We start from the raw sequence: 23,939 nt of genomic DNA on the forward strand, positions 1-23,939 counted from the left end.
CTCAGAAATACCCTTCGCGCTTCTTCTTTTCCATCGAGCCGGCTTCGTCGCGGTCGATGAGGCGTCCCTGCCGTTCGGAGGTGCGAGCCGTCAGCATTTCGCTGACGATGCCTTCGAGGCTGTCGGCGTCGGATTCGATCGCACCGGTCAGCGGGTAGCAGCCCAGCGTGCGGAAGCGCACCAGCTTGTTCTCCACCACCTCGCCCGGATGCAGCTTCATGCGGTCGTCGTCGCGCAGGATCAGCATGCCGTCGCGCTCGACCACCGGGCGATGCTTGGCGAAATAGAGCGGTACGATCGGTATGTTTTCCTGCAGGATGTACTGCCAGATATCGAGCTCGGTCCAATTGGACAGCGGGAAGACACGGATCGATTCCCCAGCCGACACGCGGGTGTTGAATATCTTCCACATCTCCGGGCGCTGGTTCTTGGGGTCCCAGGCATGCTGGGCGTTGCGGAACGAGAAGATGCGCTCCTTGGCGCGCGACTTCTCCTCGTCGCGGCGGGCACCGCCGAAGGCCGCGTCGAAGCCGTATTTGTCGAGCGCCTGGCGCAGGCCGACAGTCTTCATCACATGGGTGTGGGTATTCGACCCATGGTCGAACGGATTGATGTTGTCGCGGACACCGTCCGGGTTGACGTGAACCAGGAGATCGAAGCCGAGCTCGCGCGCCATCGTGTCGCGAAACTCGATCATCTCGCGGAACTTCCAGGTCGTGTCGACATGGAGGAACGGAAACGGCGGCTTGGCCGGGTAGAAGGCTTTCATCGCCAGATGCAGCAGGACGGAGGAATCCTTCCCAACGGAATAGAGCATCACGGGCTTGGTAAAAGTGGCTGCGACCTCACGGAAGATGTGGATCGCCTCCGCCTCGAGACGGTCCAGGTGAGTCAGTCTGGCAAGCATTGAAAAGCCTTCGGAAATCGTTCCTTGGCCGCGGCTCTGGAGCCGAAACGACCGATTGGCTGCAGTTTCCCCGCAAACCGGCGGCGTCTCAAGCAGCGCAAGTCCAAATTTCGCGGCCGGCCAAGTCAGTTTTGCCCCCTGCGCCGCAACTTCGGGAATGCCATTCCACCGCATGCCGAAACAGGGCTCGAAGCGTGGATAGACATGTCCGCTTTTCCACCCCCCTTCCGGCCGGCCCTATCATCGCGCAAGAGCCAACGAGAGGAGCCCGCCTTGGAACAAACGACCAACCTGAAAATGCCCTTCATCATGCCGTCCCAGGCACAGAAACATGTCACCCACAACGAGGCGCTGCAGGCGATCGACATCCTCGTGCAACTCTCCGTTCTCGACCGGCATCTGGCAGCGCCGCCTGCCTCGCCTGCCGAGGGCGACCGCTACATCGTCGCGGCTGCGGCAACCGGCGGCTGGGCCGGCAAGGTCGGCCAGATCGCCGGCTGGCAGGACGGCGCCTGGGCCTTCCACAACCCGGTCAGGGGCTGGCTTGCCTGGGTCGCCGACGAACAGCGCATCCTTGCCCATGACGGCACCGGCTGGGTCGACACCGTCGCGCTCGGCATCAACCCGGCGGCCATGGTCGGCATCAACACGACCGCCGACACCACCAATCGGCTCTCGGTGAAGAGCCAGGCGGTGCTGTTCGACAATCTCGGCGCTGGCCAGCAGGTCAAGATCAACAAGGCTGCCGCCGGCGACAATGCCTCGCTGCTGTTTCAGACCGGCTATTCCGGCCGCGCCGAATTCGGCCTCGCCGGCGACGACGACTGGCACCTCAAGGTTTCTCCCGATGGCGGCGCCTGGACGGAGGCGCTGCAGGTCAGCCGTTCGGACGGGCGCGTGCTGTTGCCGGCAGCGTTGCCATTGACCGACCAGAACCAGGCAGTGGCAAGGCGCCATGTCCGCGAACTGCTCGCTGCCAACCGGACCTATTTCGTCCGCACCGACGGCTCGGATGCCAACAACGGGCTGACCAACACCAGCGGCGGCGCCTTCCTGACGATCCAGAAGGGGCTCGACGCCGCGGCGAGCCTCGACATGGCCGGTTTCACGGTCACCATCCAGGTCGCCGACGGCACCTATGCCGGCGCCATCGTCGTTCCGGCGATGACCGGCCAGGCTGGGCCATCGGCGCTCGTCATTGCCGGCAACAACGGGACGCCGGCCAACGTGATCGTCTCGACCACCAGTGCGAATGCCATCAGCGCGCCGTCCGGCACGGCTTGCCTGGTCAAGGACATGGAGATGAGGACGTCGGCCAGCGGCTTCGGCCTCGACGCGGACGGCGGCACGCTCCGGTTCCAGAACGTCCGTTTCGGGGCCTGCGCCCAGGCGCATATCCTGTGCAGGAACAACGGCGCGGCGATCGCTGCCGGCAACTACAGCATTTCAGGCGCATCGCCGATGCATTGGTCGGCGCAGAGCGGCGGGATCATCAACACCGACGGCCGGACCGTGACGCTCTCGGGGACGCCCGCCTTCGCCACCGCCTTTGCCGGCTGCCGGCATGGCACGATCGCTTGCGCGGGCATGGCATTCAGCGGCAGCGCGACCGGCCAGCGCTACAGTGCGGCACTCAACGGCGTCATCGATACCGCCGGCGGCGGAGCGACCTACCTTCCCGGAAGCGTGGCCGGCGCTGCGGCGACCGGAGGCCAATATGCCTGAATGCCCCGGCTATTGGACGCGGTAGTACCGGCCGTACCAATCGACGAAGCGCAGCAGGCCCTCCTCGATCGGCGTGTGCGGAAGCTCGCCGATCAATGCCTCGAGGTCGCTGACGTCGGCCCATGTGCTGAGCACGTCGCCCGGCTGCAGCGGCATGAAGTTCTTCACCGCCTCTCGGCCTGTCGCGCGCTCGAGAATGCGGATCATCTCCATCAGATGTTCCTTGCGGCGGTTGCCGATGTTCATGACGCGATGCGGCGCCCAGCTGCCCGTGGCGCCGCCAGCGGCGATGTCATAGTCGGGATCGGCCTTTGGCGGCAGGTCGATGAGGCGGACGATGCCCTCGACGATGTCGTCGACATAGGTGAAGTCGCGGTACATGTCGCCGTTGTTGTAGATGTCGATGGGTTCGCCCGCGAAGATGGCACGGGTGAACTTGTAATAGGCCATGTCAGGCCGCCCCAAGGGCCCGTAGACGGTGAAGAAGCGCAAGCCGGTGGCGGGCACGCCGAACAGGTGGCTGTAGGTATGCGCCATCAGTTCATTGGCCTTCTTCGTCGCCGCATAGAGGCTGACGGGGTGATCGACGCCGTCGCGCGGCGAATAGGGCTGCTTCTTGTTGCCGCCATACACCGAACTCGACGAGGCGTAGATCAGGTGCTTCGGCTGCGTTGCGCGGCAATTCTCGAGGATGTTGAGAAAGCCGGTGACGTTGGCGTCGACATAGGCTTGCGGATTTTCGAGCGAATAGCGCACCCCGGCCTGTGCGGCGAGGTTGATGACGATCTCCGGACGGCATTCGAAGGCCGATTTCACCGCCGCCGCGTCGGCGAGGTCGGCCCGGATGAAGCGGAAATCGTCGTTCTCGGCCAGGATTTCCAGCCGCGACCGCTTGAGCGAGGTGTCGTAATAGTCGGTGACACTGTCGAAGCCGACAACTTCGTATCCCTCCGCCAGAAGCCGCCTGGCGACGTGGAAGCCGATGAACCCGGCAGTGCCGGTGACAAGAACAGTCATGATCCCAATGCTCTTCAAATGCAAAACGCCCCGGCCTTTCTAGAGCCGGGGCGTTGCTAAGACCAGTATGCAGTCCTTGGCCGGTCAGCCCTTCTTGGGAAGCAGCGCCCAGATCGCCGGAACGGCTGCGGCAGCGAGCGCCACCTTGATCAGGTCGGGCACGATGAACGGCACGACGCCGAACTGCCACGACTTCTCGGCGCCGATCAGCAGCGACAGCCAGGAGAAGCCCATCGCCATCATCACGACTTCGGCGACGAGCATGGCGCCGAGCATCTTGACGATGCTGCGGCCCCAGCCGCGGTCGACGGCCCAGCCGACGATCGCCACCATGGCGACGAAGCCGGCGAGGTAGCCGCCGGTCGAACCGAGCATGTAGGCAAGGCCGAGGCCCTTCTCGGGCGTGCTCTGGAACACCGGGTACCCCATGGCGCCCTGGGCCATGTAGAGCAGGATCGTCGCAAGGCCGAGACGCATTCCGTAGGCTGCGGCGATGCCGAGGACGGCGAGCGTCTGCAGCGACATGTCGACCGGTCCGAGCATGACCTTGGTCTTGGCCGAGGCGATGAGCAGCAGCGAACCGGCAACGGCCAGAAGAAGCTGGGTCGCCAGGCGCATCGCGCCCTTTTCGGGCAATGCCGCGGAGATGAGTGCGGTGGAACTGCTGGATGCAACGGCCATGTAAACCCCTTTGTGCTGTGCGTACCAAAGCACGCTAGACGTGATTTTCCCTATATTGTCTTCCGTGCTACGCGGCAAACGAATTTGCCTCTGGCTCCTCGAACTCACAGATATTGGCCGGCCATGTCCCTCGACCTCGATACACGCTTCGATCCCGCCTACGGCCAGCCGGTCCCGGTCGCCGAGGGCGTCATGCGGATCACCGCCAACAATCCCGGCCCTTTCACCTTCCACGGCACCAACAGCTACATCATCGGCCGCGACACCTTGGCCGTCCTCGATCCCGGGCCGGCCGACGAGGCTCATCTCGAAGCCCTGATCCGCGCCATTGCCGGGCGGCCGGTCAGTCATGTCTTCGTCAGCCACACCCATCGCGACCACTCGCCGCTGGCAGCGCGCCTCAAGGCGCTGACCGGCGCGGTAACTGTTGCCGAAGGCCCACACCGCCCCGCACGGCCGTTGCGGATTGGCGAGATCGCCCCGCTCGACGCCAGCAGCGATACCGACTTCGTGCCCGACCTCGTCATGGCAGACGGCCAGATCGTCGACGGCGACGGCTGGCGCATGCGCACGGTGCTGACGCCCGGCCATGCCGCGAACCACGCCGCCTTCGCGCTCGAGGGCACCGGCGTTCTGTTTTCAGCCGACCACGTCATGGCCTGGTCGACCTCGATCGTCGCCCCGCCCGATGGCGCAATGTCGGACTACATGGCATCGCTCGACAAGCTCATCGCACGCGATGACCGCCTCTATCTGCCCGGCCATGGCGGCCCGGTGGTGGCGCCACAAACCTTCGTGCCCGGGCTGAAGGCGCACCGCAGGATGCGCGAACAGGCCATCCTCGAGCGGCTTGGCGCCGGGGACCGCCTGATCCCCGACATCGTGCGCGCGATCTATCGCGATACCGATCCCCGGCTCTACGGTGCAGCCGGCCTCTCGGTCCTCGCCCATCTCGAAGACCTGGTCGGGCGCGGCCAGGCTACCAGCAGCGAAGCGCCAGCGATCGACAGCGTCTATTCGCCGGTCAGGTGAGGCTATTGCTCGGGTGTTGCGGTGGTTGCCGTGCCGGCCTGGGCGGCGATCTCCTGATCGAGCGCCGTCAGGAATGCGGTGATCCGCTCGGCATTGTCGCCAAGGTCGTGACGGCCGTAGCGTGAGGCGGAACGCATGTCGACGAAGGTCGAATCGCCGTCATCCACCAGCCGAATCGCCACGTCCGACGGCAGGGCCAGAATGAAGGTCCGCGCTACGGCCTCGATGTCGACCTCGCCGATGGCCTGCTCGGCGGCCGGCGGCGGCACCACGACCTCCCAGCCCTGCCGTCCCAGGACCGCCGACACGCTCTCCAGAACCCGGTCGAGCGACAGGTCGTATCGCCGCCCGGCAACCAGCGGATAGGCCTGGGCCTGCAAGGCGCGCTCGCCGGCCGAGGGCAATTCCAGGCTGTTCATCGCAGGCGTCCGCAACGACACCGCCGCCGTCAACGCCGGCGGAACCTCGGTGTCGGTCGAGATGTCGCGCAGCATCGGCAAGGTGGCGATCTGGTAGGCGACGAAGCCGAACGGCGCGAGAACGACGAGCCCGAGCAAGGCACCGGCTGTCAGGTCGTGACCGCCGCGATCGCCAAACTTCCACAGCCGCGAAAAGGCAAAGCCTGACAGCAGCAACGCGAAGGCGGCGAGCAGGGCAACGATGCCGAGCACCCAGAAGAACGCGGTCGTCTCGATCAGGCCACGGCGGTGGCCGAGCACGGCGGTGATCAGCAGCACCGTTGAAAAGGACGCCATGCCGCGCGACAGTCCGGCCGAGCGCGTGGTGCGCTGCTCATGATATCTCGACTGGAACTCGACCATGGAACCCCGTACCCGTCTGCAATGTCACAGCGCCGCCGTCCCCACGGCGAAAATGCTGCTGCTGCAAACTAGAGGGTTTCATGCGGCGGTTGAAGCGGAAAGGCGACGCCTGCCGCCGTCCCGCACATGAACCTGCTCAACCGGCGGCGTCGGATGGCAGCCGATAGTCCCTGAACCTCTCGCGCAACGCCATCTTCTGGATCTTGCCGGTAGCCGTGTGCGGGATCTCGTCGACGAAGGCGACATCGTCGGGCATCCACCACTTGGCGACCTTGCCATCGAGGAAGGCCAAGATGTCGGCCTTCTCGGGCTCCCTGCCCGGCTTGCGCACGACAACCATCAAAGGGCGCTCGTCCCAGCGCGAATGCCTGACTCCGATCACCGCCGCTTCCTGGACATCGGGATGCGCGACGGCGAGATTTTCCAGCTCGATCGAGGAAATCCACTCGCCGCCCGACTTGATCACGTCCTTGGAGCGATCGGTGATCTGCATGTAGCCGTTGACGTCGATATGCGCGACGTCGCCGGTGTCGAACCAGTCGTCGGCATCGAATTGCTCGGCGCTGGCGCCACCGAAATACGCCCCCGAGACGGCCGGTCCGCGCACCTTCAGCCTGCCAAACGTCTTGCCGTCCCAGGGCAGTTCGTTGTCGTCGTCGTCAGTGATCTTCATCTCGACGCCGAAAGGCGTGTAACCCTGCTTCTGCTGGAGGTTCAGCCTGTCATTGCCTTCGAGATCGTCATATTCCGGCTTGATCGTGCACAAGGTGCCGAGCGGCGACATCTCGGTCATGCCCCAGGCATGGATCACCTCGACGCCGTAGTTGCGCTCGAACTTTTCGGTGACCATGCGTGGGCAGGCCGAACCGCCGATCACCACCTTGTTGAGATGCGGCAATTTCTTGCCGGTCTCCTCGAGATGCTGCAGCAGCATCAGCCAGACGGTCGGCACGGCAGCGGTGAATGTCACGCGTTCGGTGTCGAGCATCTCGTAGATCGAGGCGCCGTCCATCTTGCCGCCCGGCATGACGAATTTCGCGCCGACCATCGGCGTGCTCTGGGCGAGGCCCCAGGCATTGGCATGAAACATCGGCACGACCGGCATGACCACGTCGCGGACCGAGATGCCCATGGCATCCGGCATCACCGCGATCATGGCGTGGAGCACGTTGGAGCGATGGCTGTAGACGACGCCCTTGGGATCGCCTGTCGTGCCCGAGGTGTAGCACATGCCGGCTGCGGCATGCTCGTCGAGCGCCTTCCAGGCATAGTCGCCGTCGGCCTCGGCCAGCCACTCCTCATAGGCCGTGACATTCGGCAACGCCGTCTGCGGCAGGTGGGCGGCGTCGGTCAGGACGATGATGCGCTTGAGCGAGGGCACCTGCGGCGCGACCTTCTCCACCAGCGGCAGGAAAGTCAGGTCGACGAACAGCGCCTGGTCCTGAGCATGGTTCATGATCCAGACCAGTTGCTCGGGAAACAGGCGCGGGTTGAGCGTGTGGTAGACCCCGCCCATGCCCATGATGCCGTACCACGCTTCCATGTGCCGCGCCGAGTTCCAGGCCAGCGTGGCGATACGCTCGCCCGTCTTGTAGCCGTCGCGCTCCAGCCGTTGCGCAACCTTCAGCGACCGCGTGCGCAACTCGGCATAGTTGGTGCGGACGATGGGCCCCTCGATCGACCGCGACACGATCTCCCGGTGCGGGTGCTGCCGGGCGGCATGGTCGATGATCTTGTGGCACAGCAGCGGCCATTCCTGCATCAGTCCAAGCATGCGGATCCTCCCAGATCGTCTGCTGCCATTCTGGTCGCAATGGCGCGATTGTCCAGCCTGCCCTCCGGCATGCCAAGCCGGCAAAACGCCGGCGGCCATATTGCGGCCACGGTCCCGGTTAACCTTTGTTACCGGCTGGTGTGGTGGGTAGAGTAATGTGAGGGATCACATGGATACGCAGCCGCGCGCGGAGGATGAAGTCCTGCCGCAGACCGATACCCAATCTGGAGAAATCGGCACGGTCGAGCAGGCCGATACGGATGCCAGCGAGCAACTGGCCGGCGACGAGACGGCGGCAGCCGTCGAAGGCGGCGAAGTTGACGCTGATTCCGCGATCGAAACCAGCGAACCGGTCATGGAAGCAACAGGACCGCTCGAGCTGTCGGCGGAAGAGACCCCCGGCATGATCGAACCCGAGACGTTCGACGACGAGCAATCGTCCGAGCTGGCGACGGCCGAGGCTGAGGAGCCGGTGGCAGAGAGTTCCGCCGCACCGGAAACCGTCATGCTGTCGCCGGAAGACCTCGCGCTCGAACCCGTCGGCGCTGCCGACGCGGCGAGTGAACAAGCAGTTGCCGAAGAGGTGGTGGTTGCCGCCACCGGTGTGACGGAGGAAGAATTCACGCAACTCGTCGACGACGCGCTCGAAGCTGTCGGCGGCATCCTGCTGTTCAAGATGCACATCGACGACGACGGCGAAGACAAGCATGTCGCGGCCGCCTCGATCGGCGACGGCGCGCGCCGCCAGTTCCTGCTGCTTTCGCTGCCCGTCAGCGGCGGCAAGCTGAAGGTCGAATCGGCATCGCGCAGCAACAGCCCGCTGGCAAAGCTGGCCGAAGCCTATGTCGGCGTGGTCGAGGCCTTCCGCGCCGCAGCTTGAAGAGACCGGCTTGGCAGCGCCGAGCGGATTGCCGATCCAATATACCCTACACAAATTGCTGAAGTAGGGTATTAGCTATACCCTACGCAAGGTATCGCTGCACATACCAGGATCTCCTCGAAGCGCATCGAATGCGCGACGTGAGGGCTATCGCTGGCTCTCCCTTCCTCAAGGAGCTTCCGCAAGGCAAATACTGGTACGCGCGGCAAAGAATTGGTGACAAGCCCGTCGATCGCTACATTGGCCCGGACAGTGACGACATGCGCCAGCTCATCGCACGCCTGCGGGAAGATATCCAAGACGACAAGAGCCTTGAACGGCACTCCGCCTTGCTGGTGGCGCAACTGCGCGCAGCCGGGCTTGCGGCGGTCGACCGCCAAACTGGAAGCATCCTGAGCGCGATGGCGAGAGTTGGCGTGTTCCGGTTGGGGGGAACACTGGTTGGAACACACGCGTTCCGACTTTACGGCGCCGAACTGGGATTTGCCTTTTCAGGCACACTCGCAGTTACACAGGACGTCGATATTGCCGCATTCGAAAACCTCAAGCTGGCAATTGACGATCAGGTCGATCCATCGCTGGCTGAAACGTTCAAAACCCTGTCTTTGGAACCCGCACCCGGGCTCGACCCTAAAGGAAGGTCTACGAGATGGCGGTTGAAAGGCGGCGGAGCGATGGTCGACTTTCTTGCTCCTCGCATGCAGAGCAAAAGCGAAGTCGTCAAGCTCGAACCTCTGAACGTCTACGCTCAGACGCTTCCGTTCCTGAGCTACCTGATCGCAGAGCCGATACCAGCTGTCGCGCTATACCGAAGTGGCGTGTTGGTTCAGGTCCCGAAACCTGAACGCTATGCAGTGCACAAGCTGATCGTGGCCCAACGCCGAACCGGGCTAGGCGTGGCCAAGATTGCGAAAGACCTAGCTCAAGCCGAGACGCTGATCCGGGTCTTGGTCGAAGATCGTCCTCAGGAACTGGCGATCGCATACGAGATCGCCCTGAACAACGGAGCGAAGTGGCGCGAAGCTATCGCGTCATCGCTCAAGCAACGGCCAGAAATCAACCGCCTGCTTGACGAAATCTCCTGACGCAGCCGGTCATACCCAATTTGCGAATTGGGTATGACTCGCTCACGCGATCGCGCTGCTACCTTTGCGCCTTCACCGCGGCCTGCGCTGCGGCCAGCCGTGCGATCGGCACGCGGAAGGGCGAGCACGAGACATAGTCCAGCCCGACGCTTTCGCAGAACCTGATCGAGGCCGGGTCGCCGCCATGCTCGCCGCAGATGCCGAGCTTGATCTCGGGCCGCGTCGCCCTGCCCTTCTCGGCAGCGATCTTGACCAGTTCGCCGACGCCATCGATGTCGAGCGAGACGAACGGGTCCTGCTCGATGATGCCCTTCTGGCGGTAGGTCTCGAGGAACGAGGCCGCGTCGTCGCGCGAAATGCCGAAGGTCGTCTGCGTCAGGTCGTTGGTGCCGAAGGAGAAGAACTCGGCGGCTTCCGCGATCACATGGGCGCGGATGGCCGCACGCGGCAGCTCGATCATCGTGCCGACGAGATAGTCGATGTTGACGCCCGATTCCTGCATGACGCTCTTGGCGACCGCATCGATGCGCGCCTTGACGTAGTCGAGTTCCTTCATCAGTCCGACCAGCGGCACCATGATCTCCGGCACGACGGGGCTGCCCGTCTTCTTGCCTGCCTCGACTGCCGCCTCGAAGATGGCGCGGGCCTGCATCTCGGCAATCTCGGGATAGGAGACGGCAAGACGGCAGCCGCGGTGGCCCAGCATCGGGTTGAACTCGTGCAGCGCCTCGGTGCGCTGGCGCAGCTTGTCCGCCGACACGTTCATCGCTTCGGCGACTTCGGCGATTTCGTCCTCCGTCTTGGGCAGGAACTCGTGCAGCGGCGGATCGAGCAGGCGGATCGTCACCGGCAGGCCGGCCATGATCTCGAACAGCTCGATGAAGTCCGAGCGCTGCATCGGCAGCAGCTTGGCAAGCGCGGTGCGCCTGTCCTTCTCGCTGTCGGCAAGGATCATCTCGCGCATCGCGACGATGCGGTCGCCGTCGAAGAACATGTGCTCGGTGCGGCACAGGCCGATGCCCTCGGCGCCGAAGGAGCGCGCCATGCGCGCGTCGGCCGGCGTCTCGGCGTTGGTGCGCACCTTCATTCGCCGCGCCGCATCGGCCCATTCCATGATCGCGGCGAAGTCGCCCGACAGCTCCGGCTGCAGCATCGGCACCGAGCCCTTCAGCACCTGGCCGTTGGAGCCGTCGATGGTGATGATGTCGCCCTTGCGGAAGGTACGCCCCATCGCGATCAGCGTGCCGGCGCGATAGTCGACCCGCAGCGAGCCGGCGCCCGACACGCAAGGCTTGCCCATGCCGCGGGCAACCACCGCCGCGTGGCTGGTCATGCCGCCACGCGTCGTCAGGATGCCTTCGGAGGCATGCATGCCGTGGATGTCCTCTGGGCTCGTCTCGATGCGCACGAGGATGACCTTGCGCCCGGCAGACTTCAGCTCCTCGGCCTCGTCTGACGAGAACACGATCTCGCCGGTGGCCGCACCTGGCGACGCCGGCAACCCGACGGCGATGACCTCGCGCTGCGCCTTGGGGTCGATCGTCGGGTGCAGCAACTGGTCCAGCGACGACGGATCGATCCGGCCGATCGCCTCCTCCCTGGTGATCAGGCCTTCGCCGGCCATCTCGGCGGCGATCTTCAGCGCCGCCTTGGCGGTGCGCTTGCCCGAACGGGTCTGCAGCATCCACAGCTTGCCGCGCTCGATGGTGAACTCGAGGTCCTGCATGTCGCGATAGTGCTGTTCGAGGCGATTGGAGATCGCCACGAACGAGTTGAACGCTTCCGGCATCAGCTTCTGCAGCGACGGCTTGTCGGAGCCGGCGGCGATGCGCGCCGCCTCGGTGATGTTCTGCGGCGTGCGGATGCCGGCCACCACGTCCTCGCCCTGCGCGTTCACCAGGAACTCGCCATAGAGCATCTTCTCGCCGGTCGAGGGGTTGCGGGTGAAGGCAACGCCGGTGGCCGAGGTGTCGCCCATGTTGCCGAACACCATGGCCTGGACGTTGACCGCCGTGCCCCAGCTCTCGGGAATGTCGTGCAGGCGGCGATAGGTGATGGCGCGATGGTTCATCCAGCTCTGGAACACCGCGCCGATGGCACCCCACAGCTGCTCGTGCGGGTCCTGCGGGAAGGAGCGGCCGAGCTCTTCCTCGACCTTGGCCTTGTAGAGCACGATGACGTCCTGCCACTGCGCCGCCGTGAACTCGGTGTCGAGCTCGTAGCCGAGGCGCCCCTTTTCATCCTCGAGCAGTTCCTCGAAGACCTCGTGGTCGAGGCCGAGCACCACGTCGGAATACATGGTGATGAAGCGGCGGTAGCTGTCATAGGCAAAGCGCGCATCGCCGGCGTCCGCTGCCAGAGCCTCGACGGTGACGTCGTTGAGGCCGAGGTTGAGCACGGTGTCCATCATGCCCGGCATCGAGGCGCGGGCGCCGGAGCGCACCGAGACGAGCAGCAGGCTTTCGGGATCGCCGAAGCGCCGGCCGGTGATCGCACCGATATGGTCGAGCGCCGTGCGGACATCCGCCTCCAGCGTCTCTGGATAGCTGCGGCCATTGGCATAAAACCAGTTGCAGGCGGCCGTGGTGATGGTGAAGCCGGGCGGTACCGGCAGGCCGAGACTGCACATCTCGGCGAGATTCGCCCCCTTGCCGCCGAGCAGGTCGCGATCGCTCGAACGCCCCTCCGCCGCACCGTCGCCAAACCTGTAAACCCACTTGGTCATGCCTTCTCCTCGCCGACTGAGTGTGGAACAGGGCGGTGGCCGCCGCCCGCTTCTGGGCGAGCGATATGATGCTGCGCTGCGAAAGGCAAGGCGGAGTTCCGCCACCGGATGTCCTACAATCGATTAATGGAGCGACGGATGGGAAAGCTTGCGGCAGCCATCTACCTCATATAGAACATATAGAGAACAATTCCTGGAGACGACAATGCGAAAGACCGGCAAACTCGACTACATCGAAATGGCGGCGGTCGGCGGCACGCTCGACCATGTGAAATCCTTCTACAGCGCGGCCTTCGGCTGGACCTTCACCGACTACGGCCCGGACTATGCTGCCTTCGCCGAGGGCCTCGACGGCGGGTTCCAGGCCGAAGTGCCGGCCAAGCCGCTGCCGATTCTCTATTCCGAGGCGCTGGAAGAGACGCTTGCGGCGGTCGAAGACGCCGGCGGCACGATCGTCAAGCCGATCTTCTCGTTCCCCGGAGGACGGCGGTTCCACTTCACCGATCCCGCGGGCAACGAGCTCGCCGTGTGGGGCGAATAACCCGCACATCCGCAGAGGAAAAGCGGCGAAGGCGCGATTGTGCTTTTGCCGCGCACTGAATATAAGGCGGCGGTCGATTGACTCGCCTGCGGCTCGAGAATTGTCAGCCTGCGGCCTGTTGGGGCGTCGCCAAGCGGTAAGGCATCGGTTTTTGGTACCGACATTCCCAGGTTCGAATCCTGGCGCCCCAGCCATCTGTCCTGAAGTCTGATTCCCGGCCAGCGGCATGAATCTTGTGCCAATCCGTGCGCGGCGTTACATCCCTGGATGTGTTCAGGACAAGGAGGCAACGATGACAGAGATTGCCGTCAACATCCGCTACATGGTCGACGACGTCGACGCTGCCGTGGCATGGTACACCAAGCATCTGAACTTCTCGCCCCTCTCCAACTTTGCTCCAGCCTTCGCCGACGTCAGGCGGGGCCCGCTGCGACTACTGCTCAGCGGCCCGACCAGCTCGGCAGGAAGGCCCATGCCCGATGGCGAGCAACCGGTCTCTGGCGGCTGGAATCGCATCCAGCTGGTTTTCGACGACCTGCCCGGCGAGGTCGAGCGGCTGCGGGCAGCAGGCATCACCTTCCGCAATGACATTGTCTCCGGCCCCGGTGGGCTGCAGATCCTGCTCGTGGACCCCTCGGGCAACCTGGTCGAGCTGTTCCAGCCGGCGCAACGCGGACCAGCAGCGAAGTAGCTCTGACAGCACCTCGAGCACGGCGCGCGCCAATCCGGGCACCAAACGAAAAAGGCCCCGGATCGCTCCAGGGCCTTTTTTCATCTTCATCGGTCTCAGTGATGGGCCGGTTCGGCCATCTGCTTGGCATCGGGCAGCTCGGCGTGTGCTGCCAGGTCCTTGCGCGAGATGAAGGTGTAGAACATCGGCACCACGAACAGCGTGAACACGGTACCGACGAGCACGCCCGAGAAGATCACCAGGCCCATCGAATAGCGCGCTGCAGCGCCCGCACCCGAGGCAACGATCAGCGGCACGACGCCCAGCGCCATCGCAGCGGTGGTCATCAGGATCGGCCGCAGGCGAACCTTGGCCGAGGCGATGATGGCTTCGCTGCGCGACAGGCCGTGCTCCTCACGTTGCTGGTTGGCGAATTCGACCAGCAGGATGCCGTGCTTGGTGATCAGGCCTATCAGCGTGATCAGGCCGACCTGGGTGTAGATGTTCAGCGTACCCAAGCCGAGATTGAGCGGCACGATGGCGCCGAAGATCGACAGCGGCACCGACATCATGATGATGAACGGATCGCGGAAGCTTTCGAACTGTGCCGCCAGCACCAGATAGATCACGACGATGGCAAGCGCAAAAGCGATCAGGATGGTGCTGCCCTGCTCGCTTTCCAGGCGCGACTGGCCGGAATAGTCGACGAAGAAACCGCCCGGCAGCAACGGCCGTGCGATGTCCTCGATCGTCTTCAGGCCGTCGCCGGTGGTCACGCCGGGCACCGGCAGTGCCGAGATCGTCGCCGAGTTGAGCTGGTTGAACTGCTCGATCGAGGCCGGCGACGAGTTGGTCTTGATCGTCACGACCGCCGACAGCGGCACCATCTGGCCGTTGACGCTGCGGACGAAGAACTCGCCGAGCTTCTCCGGGTTGTTCCGGTATTCCTCCGGCACCTGCATGATGATGTCGTAGCTGTTGGAATCGCGGTCGAACTCGGCGATCGCGCCGCCGCCGACAAGCAGACTCAGCGTCGAGCCGACATCGCTGACGGACAGGTTGAGCGCTGCCGCACGGTCGCGGTCGATGGTCACGGTGACCTGCGGCGCGTCGAAGGACAGCGAGTTCTGCACGACGATGAAGCGTCCCGAAGCCTGCGCCTTTTCCTTGATCTGCTCGGCCACCTCATAGACCTGGCTCGGATCGCCGGTCGACTGGATGACCATCGAGATCGGCAGGCCGCCACCGGCGCCCGGCAGCGACGGCGGGGCGAAGACCAGCGCCTGCACGCCGCTCACCTTGGCCAGCCGGCCCTGGATATCGGCTTGCAGTTCGGCCTGCGAACGGTCGCGATCGGCCCAGTCCTTGAATGCCCAGACCGAGAAGCCCGAATTGGTCTCGCCACCCATGCCGACGATGGAGAAGTTGGCCTTGAGCTCCGGCAGGTCCTTGGTCAGGTCGCGGATCTGGTCGGCGTAGAGGCTGGTGTACTCGGTCGTCGCGTAGCGAGGTGCAGTGATCAGCGAAAACAGCGCGCCCGAATCTTCCTCGGGCGCCAGTTCGCTCGACGTCTTGAAGAACATGAAGCCCGTCACCGAAACCAGCGCAATGACGATCAAAAGCGTCACGGGCCGGTATTTGAGCGAGCCGGAGACCAGCCGCTCATAGCGGTTGGCGACGCGCTCGAAGGTACGGTCGACGAACTGCGCGAAGCGGCTGTGGTTGCCGGCCTTCAGCAGGCGCGCCGACATCATCGGGGTGATGGTCACCGCGACGAAGCCGGAAATGACGACGGCGCCTGCCAGCGTCAGCGCGAATTCACGGAACAGCGAACCGGTGAGGCCGCCGGTGAAGGCGAGCGGGGCGAAGACGGCGGCGAGCGTGATGGTCATGGCGACCACCGGCGCGAAGATCTCGCGCATGCCCTTGAACGCCGCCTGCATCGGCGTCATGCCCTCTTCCATGTGACGGTGGATGTTCTCGACCACCACGATGGCGTCGTCGACCACAAGTCCGATCGCCAGCACCATGGCCAGCAGCGACAAGAGGTTGATCGAATAGCCCATCATCAGAAGGATGAAGCAGACACCGATCAGCGACAGCGGAATGGTCACCACCGGCATCAGCACCGAGCGGAACGAGCCGAGGAACAGCAGGATGACGACGACGACGATGGCGACGGCTTCGGCGATGGTCTTGAACACCTCCTCGATCGAAGCACTGATGGTCTCGGTCGAGTCATAGACCATGGTGATGGTCATGCCCTCGGGCAGGCTGGCGCTGATGGCCGGCAGTTCGTCGATGACGGCTGCCGCCGTATTCAGCGGATTGGCCGAAGGTGTCGGGAAGATGCCGATGAAGGTGCCCGGCTCGCCGTTGAAGTTGACGACGGTGTCGGTGCTTTCGGCGGCGAGTTCGACACGCGCGACATCGCGCAGCCGGACGACGTTGCCGTTCGCGGACTTGAGCGGCAGTTCGCCGAACGATTCCGGCGTCTGCAACGTCGACTTCATGGTGATCGAGTAGGCGACGTATTCGTTCTTGGTCTTGCCCGGCGCCGACAGGAAGTTGGAGGCGTTGATGGCCTGCAGCACTTCGGCGGCGGTGAGGCCGCGTGCAGCGAGCTTCACCGGGTCGACCCAGACGCGCATCGAATAGTTGGCCGCGCCCAGGACCTGGACCTCGGCAACGCCCTCGATGGTCGACATGCGCGGACGGATGACGCGTTCGATGTATTCGGTCAGCTCTTCCGAGCTCATGTTCGGGTTCTGCATCGCCAGGTACATGATGGCGAACTGCATGCCCGTACCCTTGACGATGGTCGGGTCCTTGGCGTCGCTCGGCAGTTGCCCACGCACCTGCTGGACCTTGGACATGACCTCGGTCAGCGCCGTGTCCGGATTGGAGCCGAGCTCCATCTGGACCGTCACGATGCTGGTCGACGGACGACTCTGCGATGTCACGTAGTCGATGTTTTCGGTCGTCGCCACCGCGGCCGAGATCGGCGCGGTGATGAAGCCCTGGATCAGGTCGGCACTGGCGCCTGGATAGACGGTGGTGATGGTGATCACCGTCTCCTCGACTTCCGGATACTGCCGGACCGAAAGGTTGAACAGCCCCTGGAAACCCAGGAGCAGTATCATGAAGGCGACCACCGTCGACAGGACGGGGCGGCGAATGAAGATGTCGGAAAAACTCATTTCGGGGCTGCCTTCGCGTTGGCCGAAGCCGTGGGCGAAACGGTGTTGTCGACCTTTACCGGCGTGCCGTTGGTCAGCCTGTTCTGCCCGGCAATGACGAGTTCGTCGCCCAGCGCCACGCCTTCGGTGATCTCGACGCGGCCTTCGGAGCGCCGGCCGACCTTGACGAACACCTGCTTGACGACAAGCGCCGGCTCAGCCGCTGCCGGCTGCGCCGGGGCGGCAGAAGCGGCGGCGGGAGCCGCTGCACCAGCGGCGGCCGGTTTGGCCTCGGCCGGACGCACGACATAGACATAGTCGCCATAGAGGCTGGTGGTCAGCGCCGTCTGCGGCACGGCCAGCACGCCGTCTTCCTCGGGAAGCTCGACGCGGACGCGCACGAACTGGCCGGGGCTCAGATTGCCTTCCGGATTGGTGATTTCGGCGCGGACCGAGACAAGGCGGCTCTGCGGATCGACCTTGGGGTCGATGCCGACCACCGAGCCCTTGAAGGGCATGTCGTCGGCGGCAACGCCGAAGCCGACCGGCTGGCCGATCTTCAGCAAGCCGAGCTGCTGCTCGGGCACGGAAAAGTCGGCCCGCATCGTCTCGAGATCCTGAAGCGTGGCGACGATCGTGCCGGGCGCCAGATACTGGCCGTCATCGACCTTCGGAATGCCGATGGTGCCGGAGAACGGCGCGCGCAGCTGCTTCTGGTCGACCACGGCCTGCAGCTTCTGCACCTGCGACGCCGATGTCGTGGCCGCTGCCCGTGCGGCATCAAGCGCGACTTCGGAGCCGACGCCACGACGCTGCAGCTCGATGGCGCGGTCGAGCGACTGCTGGTCGAGCGCGGCCTGGGCCTTGGATGCCGCCAGGTCCGCCTGCTGCACGGTGTCGTCGAGCTGGATCAGCACGTCGCCCTGGTTGACGTGCTGATTGGCCGCGAACTTGATATCCTTGATGATACCGGCCTGCTCGACGGTCAGGTCGACGCCCTGGGAGGCGTTGACAGTGCCGATAGTTTCGATGCCGGGGGTCCAGGGAGCGGGCTCGACCTTGGCGGTTGCCACGGTTACGGAGGCGACCGGCATGTTGGCGAAGAATTGCTGGATCGCGTTGTCGCGGAAAACGTTGAATCCGACGATGCCGCCAACGACAAGAACGAGCAATACGAGAGCGATGATGAGACGCTTTATCAAAGGAGATCCCCAATCCGTAAGGAATCGGCATCCGGGCGGGCCGCGATGCACATTGAACGTGTTTATAGAAAAACCCAAGTGCGGAGCGCTTACTGTACCGTCTGGACGGTATTGTCAATCCAAGATAATGTGAAGTTTCACGGAGACTCCACCATGTCGGGCCACAGACCCAGTTCACGCGAGAAGATCCTCGCTGCCGCCGCCGAACTCGCGGACATCGTCGGCCCGGGCAACCTGTCGCTCGATGCGGTGGCCCAGCGCGCCGGGGTGTCCAAGGGCGGGCTGCTCTACAATTTCCCTTCCAAGGCCAAGCTGATGCAGGCCCTGGTCCAGGACTATCTCAAGACCTTCGAGGAAGCGCTCAGCGCCAGGTCGTCCGATGGCGAAGCCAACAGCAGCCTGGCTGCCTATGTCGAGCTGTCCGCCCAGGAATGCACTCAAAAGCAGCCTTCTGCGGCCGGTGTCCTTGCCGCACTTGCCGAAGACCCCGATTTCCTCAATCCGGTCCGCGACTTCAAACGCCATCTGCTCGACCGCCTCAAGGCCGAAAATCCCGATACGGCCAAGCTGCTCGTGGCCTTCCTCGTCATCGAAGGGCTGCGCAGCATGAAGCTCTTCGACATGGACATACTCCATGAGGATGAACGCAACATGGCGATCGCCTATCTGCTCGAGCAAGCGGCAGTAAAGTAGGCGGACTGCGCCGGGGCGATCTCCGAGCGCCGGGAAAACTTCATTGCCTACGTAGATCAGGCCGGCCGCCAACCGGTGCCGATCAGCTCGCCTCGCGCAGGGCCTCGGCGGCCTGGAGGTCGACCGAGACGAGCTGGCTGACACCCTGCTCGGCCATGGTGACGCCGAACAGGCGGTTCATGCGCGCCATGGTGATCGGATTGTGGGTGATGACGACGAAACGCGTTTCGGTCGATGCCGCCATCTCGTCCATCAGGTTGCAGAAGCGCTCGACATTGTGGTCGTCGAGCGGTGCGTCGACCTCGTCGAGCACGCAGATCGGCGCCGGATTGGTCAGGAACACCGCGAAGATCAGCGCCATGGCCGTCAACGCCTGCTCGCCGCCGGACAACAGTGTCATGGTCTGCGGCTTCTTGCCGGGCGGACGGGCCAGGATTTCGAGGCCGGCTTCGAGCGGGTCTTCCGACTCGATGAGCTGAAGCTCCGCCGTGCCGCCGCCGAACAGGTGGGTGAACAGGCGCTTGAAGTGGCCGTTGACGAGGTCGAAGGCGGCCAGCAGGCGCTCGCGTCCTTCCCGGTTCAGGCCCTGGATGCCCTGGCGCAGCTTGCGGATCGCCTCGATGATGTCCTCGCGCTCGGAGACGATCGCCTCCAGCCGCTCGGACAGTTCCTTCTGCTCTTCCTCGGCCCGCAGATTGACAGCACCAAGCCGCTCGCGCTCGATCTTGAGCCGCTCCAGCGTGCGTTCGACCTCGACCGGGTCCGGCATCGGGCTGTCGGCTTCGAGACCGGTGTGGCGAAGGACAAGATGAGGCGGCGTGGCCAGCACCTCCTGGATGCGCGCCTCGACCTCGCGGCGACGTTCGTCGGCGGCTGTCAGGCGTTCCTCGGCGCGCGCACGGGACTCCCGGGCCTCGGCAAGGCCCTGGATCGCGGCGGTCGCGGCCTTGTCGAGAACTGCCTGTGCGGTCTCGGCTTCCTGCAGGCGATCCGAGACTTCCTTGCGCAGGACCTCGGCGCGGCTGAGTTCCGACATCAGCGCGCGGCGGCGGGCGTCGAGTTCGTCCGGAGCTTCGGCCAGCGTTTCGCGTTCGGCAGCGGCTTCCTCGCGTCGCTCGGCGAGCGCTTCGATCTGCTCGGCAGCACTTTCGGCACGCAGCACCCAGCTCTGGCGCTCGGCGGCGATCGCGGCCAGCCGGCGCGCCCTCGCCTCGGCCTCGCGGCTGAGCCCGTCATGCACGGCGCGCGCATCGGCCACCGCCGAACGTTCACGCGCGACCGCGCCTGAAAGCTGTTCGAGGCGCATCTGCAGGTCGGCGAGATCAGGTGCCGAGCCGAGCAGGTCCTCGGCCTCGACATAGGTCTCCTGCGCCTCCTCATGCGCATCGGCGACACGCGTCCGGGCTTCTTCGAGCGCCGCACGGCGGCTGGTCAATTCGCCCGCAGCCTTTTCGGCCTGGGCCAGTGCATCGCGGGCGGCGCCCACCTGGTGCTGCGCTTCGCGCCATGCTTGGCGCGCCTGCCGCTCGGCCTCGGTGCTTTCGCGCACGGCGGCCTCGGCGCGTGCCAGCGCTTCTTCCGACTTGCGCACGGCCAGCGTCGCGGCGACGGCCTCGGCATCGAGTTCGGCCAGCCGATTCTTCTGCGCCAGACGCTGCGCTGCCGCCGTCGGGGCGTCGGCGCTGGCTGTCAGCCCGTCCCAGCGCCACAGCGCGCCTTCACGGCTGACAAGCCGCTGGCCCGGCGACAACAGCGCCTGGAGCTTCGGGCCGTCAGCGGCATCGACCACGCCGACCTGTGCGAGGCGCCGTGCCAGCTGGCGCGGGGCGCGGACGACTTCGGCGAGGCTGCGCGCGCCGGCGGGCAGCCTGGGATCGCCCGGCGCAGGTTCCGCATCGCCCCAGTGGACGGGGGCTGCGCGGTCGAGCGCGGCTTCCAGGTCGTCGCCCAGGGCAGCGCCCAGCGCCGTCTCGAAGCCACGTTCGACGCCGATCTGTTCGAGAACCGCCGGGAAAAGGTCGCCCGAGGCAGCGTTGATGATCTTGGCCAGCGTGCGCGCTTCGGTCTCGATGCGCGCCAGTTCGGCCTTGGCCTCCTGCAGCGGCGCGCGCGCGGCAGCTTCGGCCTGCCGCGCCTCGGTGACCGCACGTTCGGCTTCGGTCGCTGCAAACTCGGCCTCTTCCAGGGCCTCCTGCGCCGCTTCGGCCAGCATCTGCTTTTCCGCGGGATCGGCCAGCGCCGAGATGCGGGCGCCAATCTCGCCGGCCTCGCGGTCGAGCTCGGCAAGCTGGCGGGCGAAGCGGTCGCGGCGCTCGGCGGCGTCGCGCATGGCACGCTCGGCCTGGGTGCGCCCGGCAGCCGCGTCGGCGCGTTCGGCGGTCACCCGGCCCAATTCGGCCTCGGTCAGCGCCAGCGTCGCCATCGCCTCCTCGAAGGCAGCGCGCGTCGCCGTCTCGCGGTCGGTGGCGCCTGCGTTCTCGTCGTTGAGCGACCTTTCCTCGGCGTCGAGACGCGACAGGATTGCGGCGTTGTCGCCGATCATGCGCTGCTCGCGGGCAATGTCGGCGTCGAGCTGCTGCAGCCGGCGGTCGAGCTCGCTCTGGCGCGAGTTGATGCGCCCGGCTTCTTCCTCGAGCTGGGACCGAGCGATGGAAAGCCGCTGGAAGGTCGCGGCCGCCGCCGCAGCGGCATCGCGCATCTCCGGCAATTTGTGGGCACCGACGGCCTGGTCCCTCGCCGCGGCCATCTGAGCCGCCGCACGGTCGCCGACGAGCGACGTCGCGGTCGCCAGCGCCGACTGCGCCTCGCCCTCCTGGGTCTTGGCCAGCGTCCAGCGCAGGTGCAGCAGCGTGGCTTCGGCCTTGCGGATGTCGGCGGACAGGTTCTTGAAGCGCGAGGCCTGGCGCGCCTGGCGCTTCAGGCTTTCGATCTGGCTTTCGAGCTCGCCGACGACGTCGTCGAGGCGTTCGAGGTTCTGCTCGGCGGCGCGCAGGCGCAATTCCGCCTCATGGCGGCGGGTGTGCAGGCCGGAGATGCCGGCCGCTTCTTCGAGCAAGGCACGACGCGCCTGGGGCTTGGCCTGGATCAGTTCGCCGATGCGCCCCTGCCCCACCATCGACGGCGAGCGTGCGCCCGTCGACTGGTCGGCGAACAGGAGTTGCACGTCCTTGGCGCGCGCTTCCTTGCCGTTGATGCGGTAGACGGAGCCGGCCTCGCGCTCGATACGGCGCGACACCTGCAACTCGTCGGCGTCATTGAAGGAAGCTGGTGCGGTGCGGTCGCTGTTGTCGAGGAACAACGTGACTTCGGCCGTGTTGCGCGCCGGCCGGGTGCCCGAACCGGAGAAGATGACGTCGTCCATGCCGGACGCGCGCATGTTCTTGTATGAGCTTTCGCCCATCACCCAGCGCAACGCTTCGACCAGATTGGATTTGCCGCAGCCATTCGGCCCGACGATGCCGGTGAGGCCGCGTTCGATGACGAACTCGCCCGGTTCTACGAAGGACTTGAAACCGAGAAGGCGGAGGCGCGAAAACTTCATGCGCGCCGTTCCGCACGGAAGGGTACGCCGAAGCCGCGTGGCTCCGGCGCTACCAAACTGTCAGAGCATGCCGTCGATGACCGCCGACATTTCCTCAATGGACAAAGCCCCTTTGTAGACATTCCCGTTGATGAAGAAGGTCGGCGTGGAGTCGACCTTGAAATCCTTCTCGCCGCGGGCACGTACCGCCCTGATATCGTCCAGAAGCTTCTGGTCAGTCAAGCAGGCCTCGAACGACTCCTGTGAAAAGCCGGCGAGCTTGGAAATCTGCAGCAGCGCGTCCTTCGGGTTCTGCGATGCCGCCCAGTTCGACTGCTGCTTGAACAGCACGTCGACCATCGGGAAGTAGTTATCCTTCGAGCAGCGCGCAAGCATGAAGCCTGCTTCGGCCAGCGGGTCGAAGGGGAACTCGCGGTAGATCAGGCGCACCTTGCCGGTGTCGATGTAATTGGTCTTGATCGTCGGCAGCGTCTTCTCGTGGAAGCTAGCGCAGTGCGGGCAGGTCATCGAGGCGTATTCGACGATGGTCACCGGCGCGTCCGCCTTGCCGAGCACCATGTCGGGCAGGCTGCCGGCTTCGAGCAGCTTGGCCATGTCGACCGTGCCCTGCGCCTCGGGCGCCTTCACCGCCTGGACAGGCGTTGCAGGAGCGGCCGGGGTGGCGGCCGGCGTTGCCGGTTCGGCAGGCTTGGGCGTTGCCGCGTTGGCCTGCTCGCCAGAGTCGCTGCAAGCTGAAAGCAGCGCCGCGGCCGAAAGGGCTGCGAGCCCGGTAAGTGCGGTCCTGCGAGAAATCGAACGAAGCATACGAATCACCTGACGATGGTTGGATTTTGCAATGTGCGGTTACGTGAAAGCGAGAGTTGGCGCGAATTAAGGCATGGCTGTCCCCAAACCAATCGCGATTTGCCGCACTTTCGATCACGAATGCGCGAGAAAGACAGCCAGTTCTACTTTCGGCTGCCCAGTATGCTGGCGCCAAGCTTCTCGAGCGATGCCTTCAGGCCCTCGTCCTCGATCAGGCGCACCGCGCCCGACAGCTTGCCCTGCTCGGCGTCGGTCAGCTTGCGAAGGCGCGGCCGCGGCCTGGTTGCCGCTCCCGAAACCGGTTTCTGGACGATGCGGATTCGGCCTATGGCGTTGAAGCCGAGATAGGAATTGACCCGGCCGATGATCTCGCCGGTCTCGTGCTGGAGATGCAGCGCTGCCGGCCCCGAGCAGGCGACGATCAGCACCGCCGGTTCGAACGGATCGTCCTCATGCAGGCGCCGCGGCCACTGGATCTTTTCAGGCCGGGTGTTGTGGGCAAGGCGGGGGCCGACGATCTCTTCCCAAGACTGGACAAGCCCGACCGAGATGCCGGTGCGCTTACGCAGGACGGGATCGAGGATGGCGCTCGCCAGATCGCTGACCGGGACGGGATTGCCCGTCCACCTTTTCCCTGCCATGTCGTTCTCCAGAATACCCCT

General features: G+C 65.0%; 18 protein-coding genes and 1 tRNA gene. 8 read left to right on the forward strand and 11 right to left on the reverse strand.

Annotated elements, in window-relative coordinates; translation table 11 throughout:
- Nucleotide 1 precedes the first annotated feature (1 nt).
- A complete protein-coding gene (cysD, locus tag GGR00_RS06580; RefSeq protein WP_055978340.1) occupies nt 2-907 on the reverse strand; it encodes a sulfate adenylyltransferase subunit CysD in 906 nt (301 codons plus the stop codon).
- 273 nt (nt 908-1,180) lie between these two features.
- Here cysD and GGR00_RS06585 point away from each other — a divergent pair, with 273 nt between their 5' ends.
- Nucleotides 1,181-2,632: a DUF2793 domain-containing protein gene (locus GGR00_RS06585; RefSeq protein WP_184698685.1), complete on the forward strand. Its 1,452-nt coding sequence runs from the start codon at nt 1,181-1,183 to the stop codon at nt 2,630-2,632.
- Nucleotides 2,633-2,641: 9 nt separating this feature from the next.
- On the opposite strand, the gene GGR00_RS06590 is transcribed toward GGR00_RS06585, so the two are convergent.
- On the reverse strand, nt 2,642-3,649 hold the full coding sequence (locus tag GGR00_RS06590) for an NAD-dependent epimerase (RefSeq protein WP_184698687.1): 1,008 nt from the start codon (nt 3,647-3,649) through the stop codon (nt 2,642-2,644).
- 84 nt (nt 3,650-3,733) lie between these two features.
- A complete protein-coding gene (locus GGR00_RS06595) occupies nt 3,734-4,330 on the reverse strand; it encodes a biotin transporter BioY (protein WP_184698688.1) in 597 nt (198 codons plus the stop codon).
- 123 nt (nt 4,331-4,453) lie between these two features.
- Here GGR00_RS06595 and GGR00_RS06600 point away from each other — a divergent pair, with 123 nt between their 5' ends.
- Nucleotides 4,454-5,362: an MBL fold metallo-hydrolase gene (locus GGR00_RS06600; RefSeq protein WP_055978336.1), complete on the forward strand. Its 909-nt coding sequence runs from the start codon at nt 4,454-4,456 to the stop codon at nt 5,360-5,362.
- 2 nt (nt 5,363-5,364) lie between these two features.
- Here the strand turns inward: GGR00_RS06600 and GGR00_RS06605 are convergent, their stop codons facing one another.
- Both GGR00_RS06605 and GGR00_RS06610 read right to left on the reverse strand, forming a co-directional pair.
- Nucleotides 5,365-6,183 (reverse strand): DUF1499 domain-containing protein, encoded by an 819-nt coding sequence (locus GGR00_RS06605; protein WP_055978335.1) that lies wholly within the window; start codon nt 6,181-6,183, stop codon nt 5,365-5,367.
- 136 nt (nt 6,184-6,319) lie between these two features.
- A complete protein-coding gene (locus GGR00_RS06610) occupies nt 6,320-7,957 on the reverse strand; it encodes a fatty-acid--CoA ligase (RefSeq protein ID WP_184698690.1) in 1,638 nt (545 codons plus the stop codon).
- Between the two features lie 169 nt (nt 7,958-8,126).
- On the opposite strand from GGR00_RS06610, the gene GGR00_RS06615 reads away from it, so the two are divergent.
- Together GGR00_RS06615 and GGR00_RS06620 are read left to right on the forward strand one after the other, a co-directional pair.
- Nucleotides 8,127-8,837, forward strand: coding sequence for a prolipoprotein diacylglyceryl transferase (locus GGR00_RS06615; protein WP_184698692.1), 711 nt, complete (start codon nt 8,127-8,129; stop codon nt 8,835-8,837).
- A gap of 131 nt (nt 8,838-8,968) precedes the next feature.
- On the forward strand, nt 8,969-9,922 hold the full coding sequence (locus GGR00_RS06620) for a nucleotidyltransferase family protein (protein WP_184698694.1): 954 nt from the start codon (nt 8,969-8,971) through the stop codon (nt 9,920-9,922).
- Between the two features lie 58 nt (nt 9,923-9,980).
- On the opposite strand, the gene ppdK is transcribed toward GGR00_RS06620, so the two are convergent.
- A complete protein-coding gene (gene ppdK / locus GGR00_RS06625; RefSeq protein WP_055978332.1) occupies nt 9,981-12,647 on the reverse strand; it encodes a pyruvate, phosphate dikinase in 2,667 nt (888 codons plus the stop codon).
- A 205-nt stretch (nt 12,648-12,852) separates the two neighbouring features.
- On the opposite strand from ppdK, the gene GGR00_RS06630 reads away from it, so the two are divergent.
- The 3 genes from GGR00_RS06630 to GGR00_RS06640 all read left to right on the forward strand — a co-directional run bounded on the left by GGR00_RS06630 (nt 12,853) and on the right by GGR00_RS06640 (nt 13,879).
- Nucleotides 12,853-13,188 carry a VOC family protein gene (locus tag GGR00_RS06630; protein ID WP_055978331.1) on the forward strand — a complete coding sequence of 112 codons (336 nt, stop codon included), beginning with the start codon at nt 12,853-12,855 and terminating at the stop codon, nt 13,186-13,188.
- Nucleotides 13,189-13,307: 119 nt separating this feature from the next.
- Nucleotides 13,308-13,382 (forward strand) — tRNA-Gln (locus GGR00_RS06635).
- A 98-nt stretch (nt 13,383-13,480) separates the two neighbouring features.
- Entirely contained in the window at nt 13,481-13,879 is a 399-nt protein-coding gene (locus GGR00_RS06640) for a VOC family protein (RefSeq protein ID WP_184698696.1), read from the forward strand.
- 95 nt (nt 13,880-13,974) lie between these two features.
- Here GGR00_RS06640 and GGR00_RS06645 read toward each other — a convergent pair whose 3' ends face one another.
- Both GGR00_RS06645 and GGR00_RS06650 read right to left on the reverse strand, forming a co-directional pair.
- The gene (locus tag GGR00_RS06645) at nt 13,975-17,058 is read right to left on the reverse strand and encodes an efflux RND transporter permease subunit (RefSeq protein WP_184698698.1); all 3,084 of its coding nucleotides are present in this window, start codon (nt 17,056-17,058) and stop codon (nt 13,975-13,977) included.
- A complete protein-coding gene (locus tag GGR00_RS06650) occupies nt 17,055-18,239 on the reverse strand; it encodes an efflux RND transporter periplasmic adaptor subunit (protein ID WP_184698700.1) in 1,185 nt (394 codons plus the stop codon). The genes GGR00_RS06645 and GGR00_RS06650 overlap by 4 nt, the downstream gene beginning before the upstream one ends.
- 153 nt (nt 18,240-18,392) lie before the next feature.
- On the opposite strand from GGR00_RS06650, the gene GGR00_RS06655 reads away from it, so the two are divergent.
- Complete coding sequence (locus tag GGR00_RS06655; protein ID WP_055978327.1) at nt 18,393-18,932, forward strand: TetR/AcrR family transcriptional regulator; 540 nt, start codon at nt 18,393-18,395, stop codon at nt 18,930-18,932.
- A gap of 82 nt (nt 18,933-19,014) precedes the next feature.
- Here the strand turns inward: GGR00_RS06655 and smc are convergent, their stop codons facing one another.
- From smc to GGR00_RS06670, 3 genes are all read right to left on the reverse strand, one after another.
- On the reverse strand, nt 19,015-22,473 hold the full coding sequence (gene smc, locus GGR00_RS06660) for a chromosome segregation protein SMC (protein ID WP_184698702.1): 3,459 nt from the start codon (nt 22,471-22,473) through the stop codon (nt 19,015-19,017).
- 60 nt (nt 22,474-22,533) lie between these two features.
- Complete coding sequence (locus GGR00_RS06665; protein ID WP_184698704.1) at nt 22,534-23,277, reverse strand: DsbA family protein; 744 nt, start codon at nt 23,275-23,277, stop codon at nt 22,534-22,536.
- A 143-nt stretch (nt 23,278-23,420) separates the two neighbouring features.
- Nucleotides 23,421-23,918, reverse strand: coding sequence for a DUF721 domain-containing protein (locus tag GGR00_RS06670; RefSeq protein ID WP_184698706.1), 498 nt, complete (start codon nt 23,916-23,918; stop codon nt 23,421-23,423).
- Between the last annotated feature and the right edge of the window lie 21 nt (nt 23,919-23,939).

The organism is Aminobacter aganoensis (genome assembly GCF_014206975.1).
In the GTDB taxonomy this organism is placed as follows: Bacteria; Pseudomonadota; Alphaproteobacteria; order Rhizobiales; family Rhizobiaceae; genus Aminobacter; species Aminobacter aganoensis.

Coding starts and splice junctions, on each gene's coding strand:
- GGR00_RS06640 (WP_184698696.1), top strand. CDS start 13,481: ATGACAGAGATTGCCGTCAACATCCGCTACATGGTCGACGACGTCGAC.
- GGR00_RS06655 (WP_055978327.1), top strand. CDS start 18,393: ATGTCGGGCCACAGACCCAGTTCACGCGAGAAGATCCTCGCTGCCGCC.
- GGR00_RS06600 (WP_055978336.1), top strand. CDS start 4,454: ATGTCCCTCGACCTCGATACACGCTTCGATCCCGCCTACGGCCAGCCG.
- GGR00_RS06615 (WP_184698692.1), top strand. CDS start 8,127: ATGGATACGCAGCCGCGCGCGGAGGATGAAGTCCTGCCGCAGACCGAT.
- smc (WP_184698702.1), bottom strand. CDS start 22,473: ATGAAGTTTTCGCGCCTCCGCCTTCTCGGTTTCAAGTCCTTCGTAGAA.
- GGR00_RS06605 (WP_055978335.1), bottom strand. CDS start 6,183: ATGGTCGAGTTCCAGTCGAGATATCATGAGCAGCGCACCACGCGCTCG.
- GGR00_RS06610 (WP_184698690.1), bottom strand. CDS start 7,957: ATGCTTGGACTGATGCAGGAATGGCCGCTGCTGTGCCACAAGATCATC.
- GGR00_RS06645 (WP_184698698.1), bottom strand. CDS start 17,058: ATGAGTTTTTCCGACATCTTCATTCGCCGCCCCGTCCTGTCGACGGTG.
- GGR00_RS06595 (WP_184698688.1), bottom strand. CDS start 4,330: ATGGCCGTTGCATCCAGCAGTTCCACCGCACTCATCTCCGCGGCATTG.
- GGR00_RS06665 (WP_184698704.1), bottom strand. CDS start 23,277: ATGCTTCGTTCGATTTCTCGCAGGACCGCACTTACCGGGCTCGCAGCC.
- GGR00_RS06670 (WP_184698706.1), bottom strand. CDS start 23,918: ATGGCAGGGAAAAGGTGGACGGGCAATCCCGTCCCGGTCAGCGATCTG.
- ppdK (WP_055978332.1), bottom strand. CDS start 12,647: ATGACCAAGTGGGTTTACAGGTTTGGCGACGGTGCGGCGGAGGGGCGT.
- GGR00_RS06620 (WP_184698694.1), top strand. CDS start 8,969: ATGCGCGACGTGAGGGCTATCGCTGGCTCTCCCTTCCTCAAGGAGCTT.
- GGR00_RS06590 (WP_184698687.1), bottom strand. CDS start 3,649: ATGACTGTTCTTGTCACCGGCACTGCCGGGTTCATCGGCTTCCACGTC.
- cysD (WP_055978340.1), bottom strand. CDS start 907: ATGCTTGCCAGACTGACTCACCTGGACCGTCTCGAGGCGGAGGCGATC.
- GGR00_RS06630 (WP_055978331.1), top strand. CDS start 12,853: ATGCGAAAGACCGGCAAACTCGACTACATCGAAATGGCGGCGGTCGGC.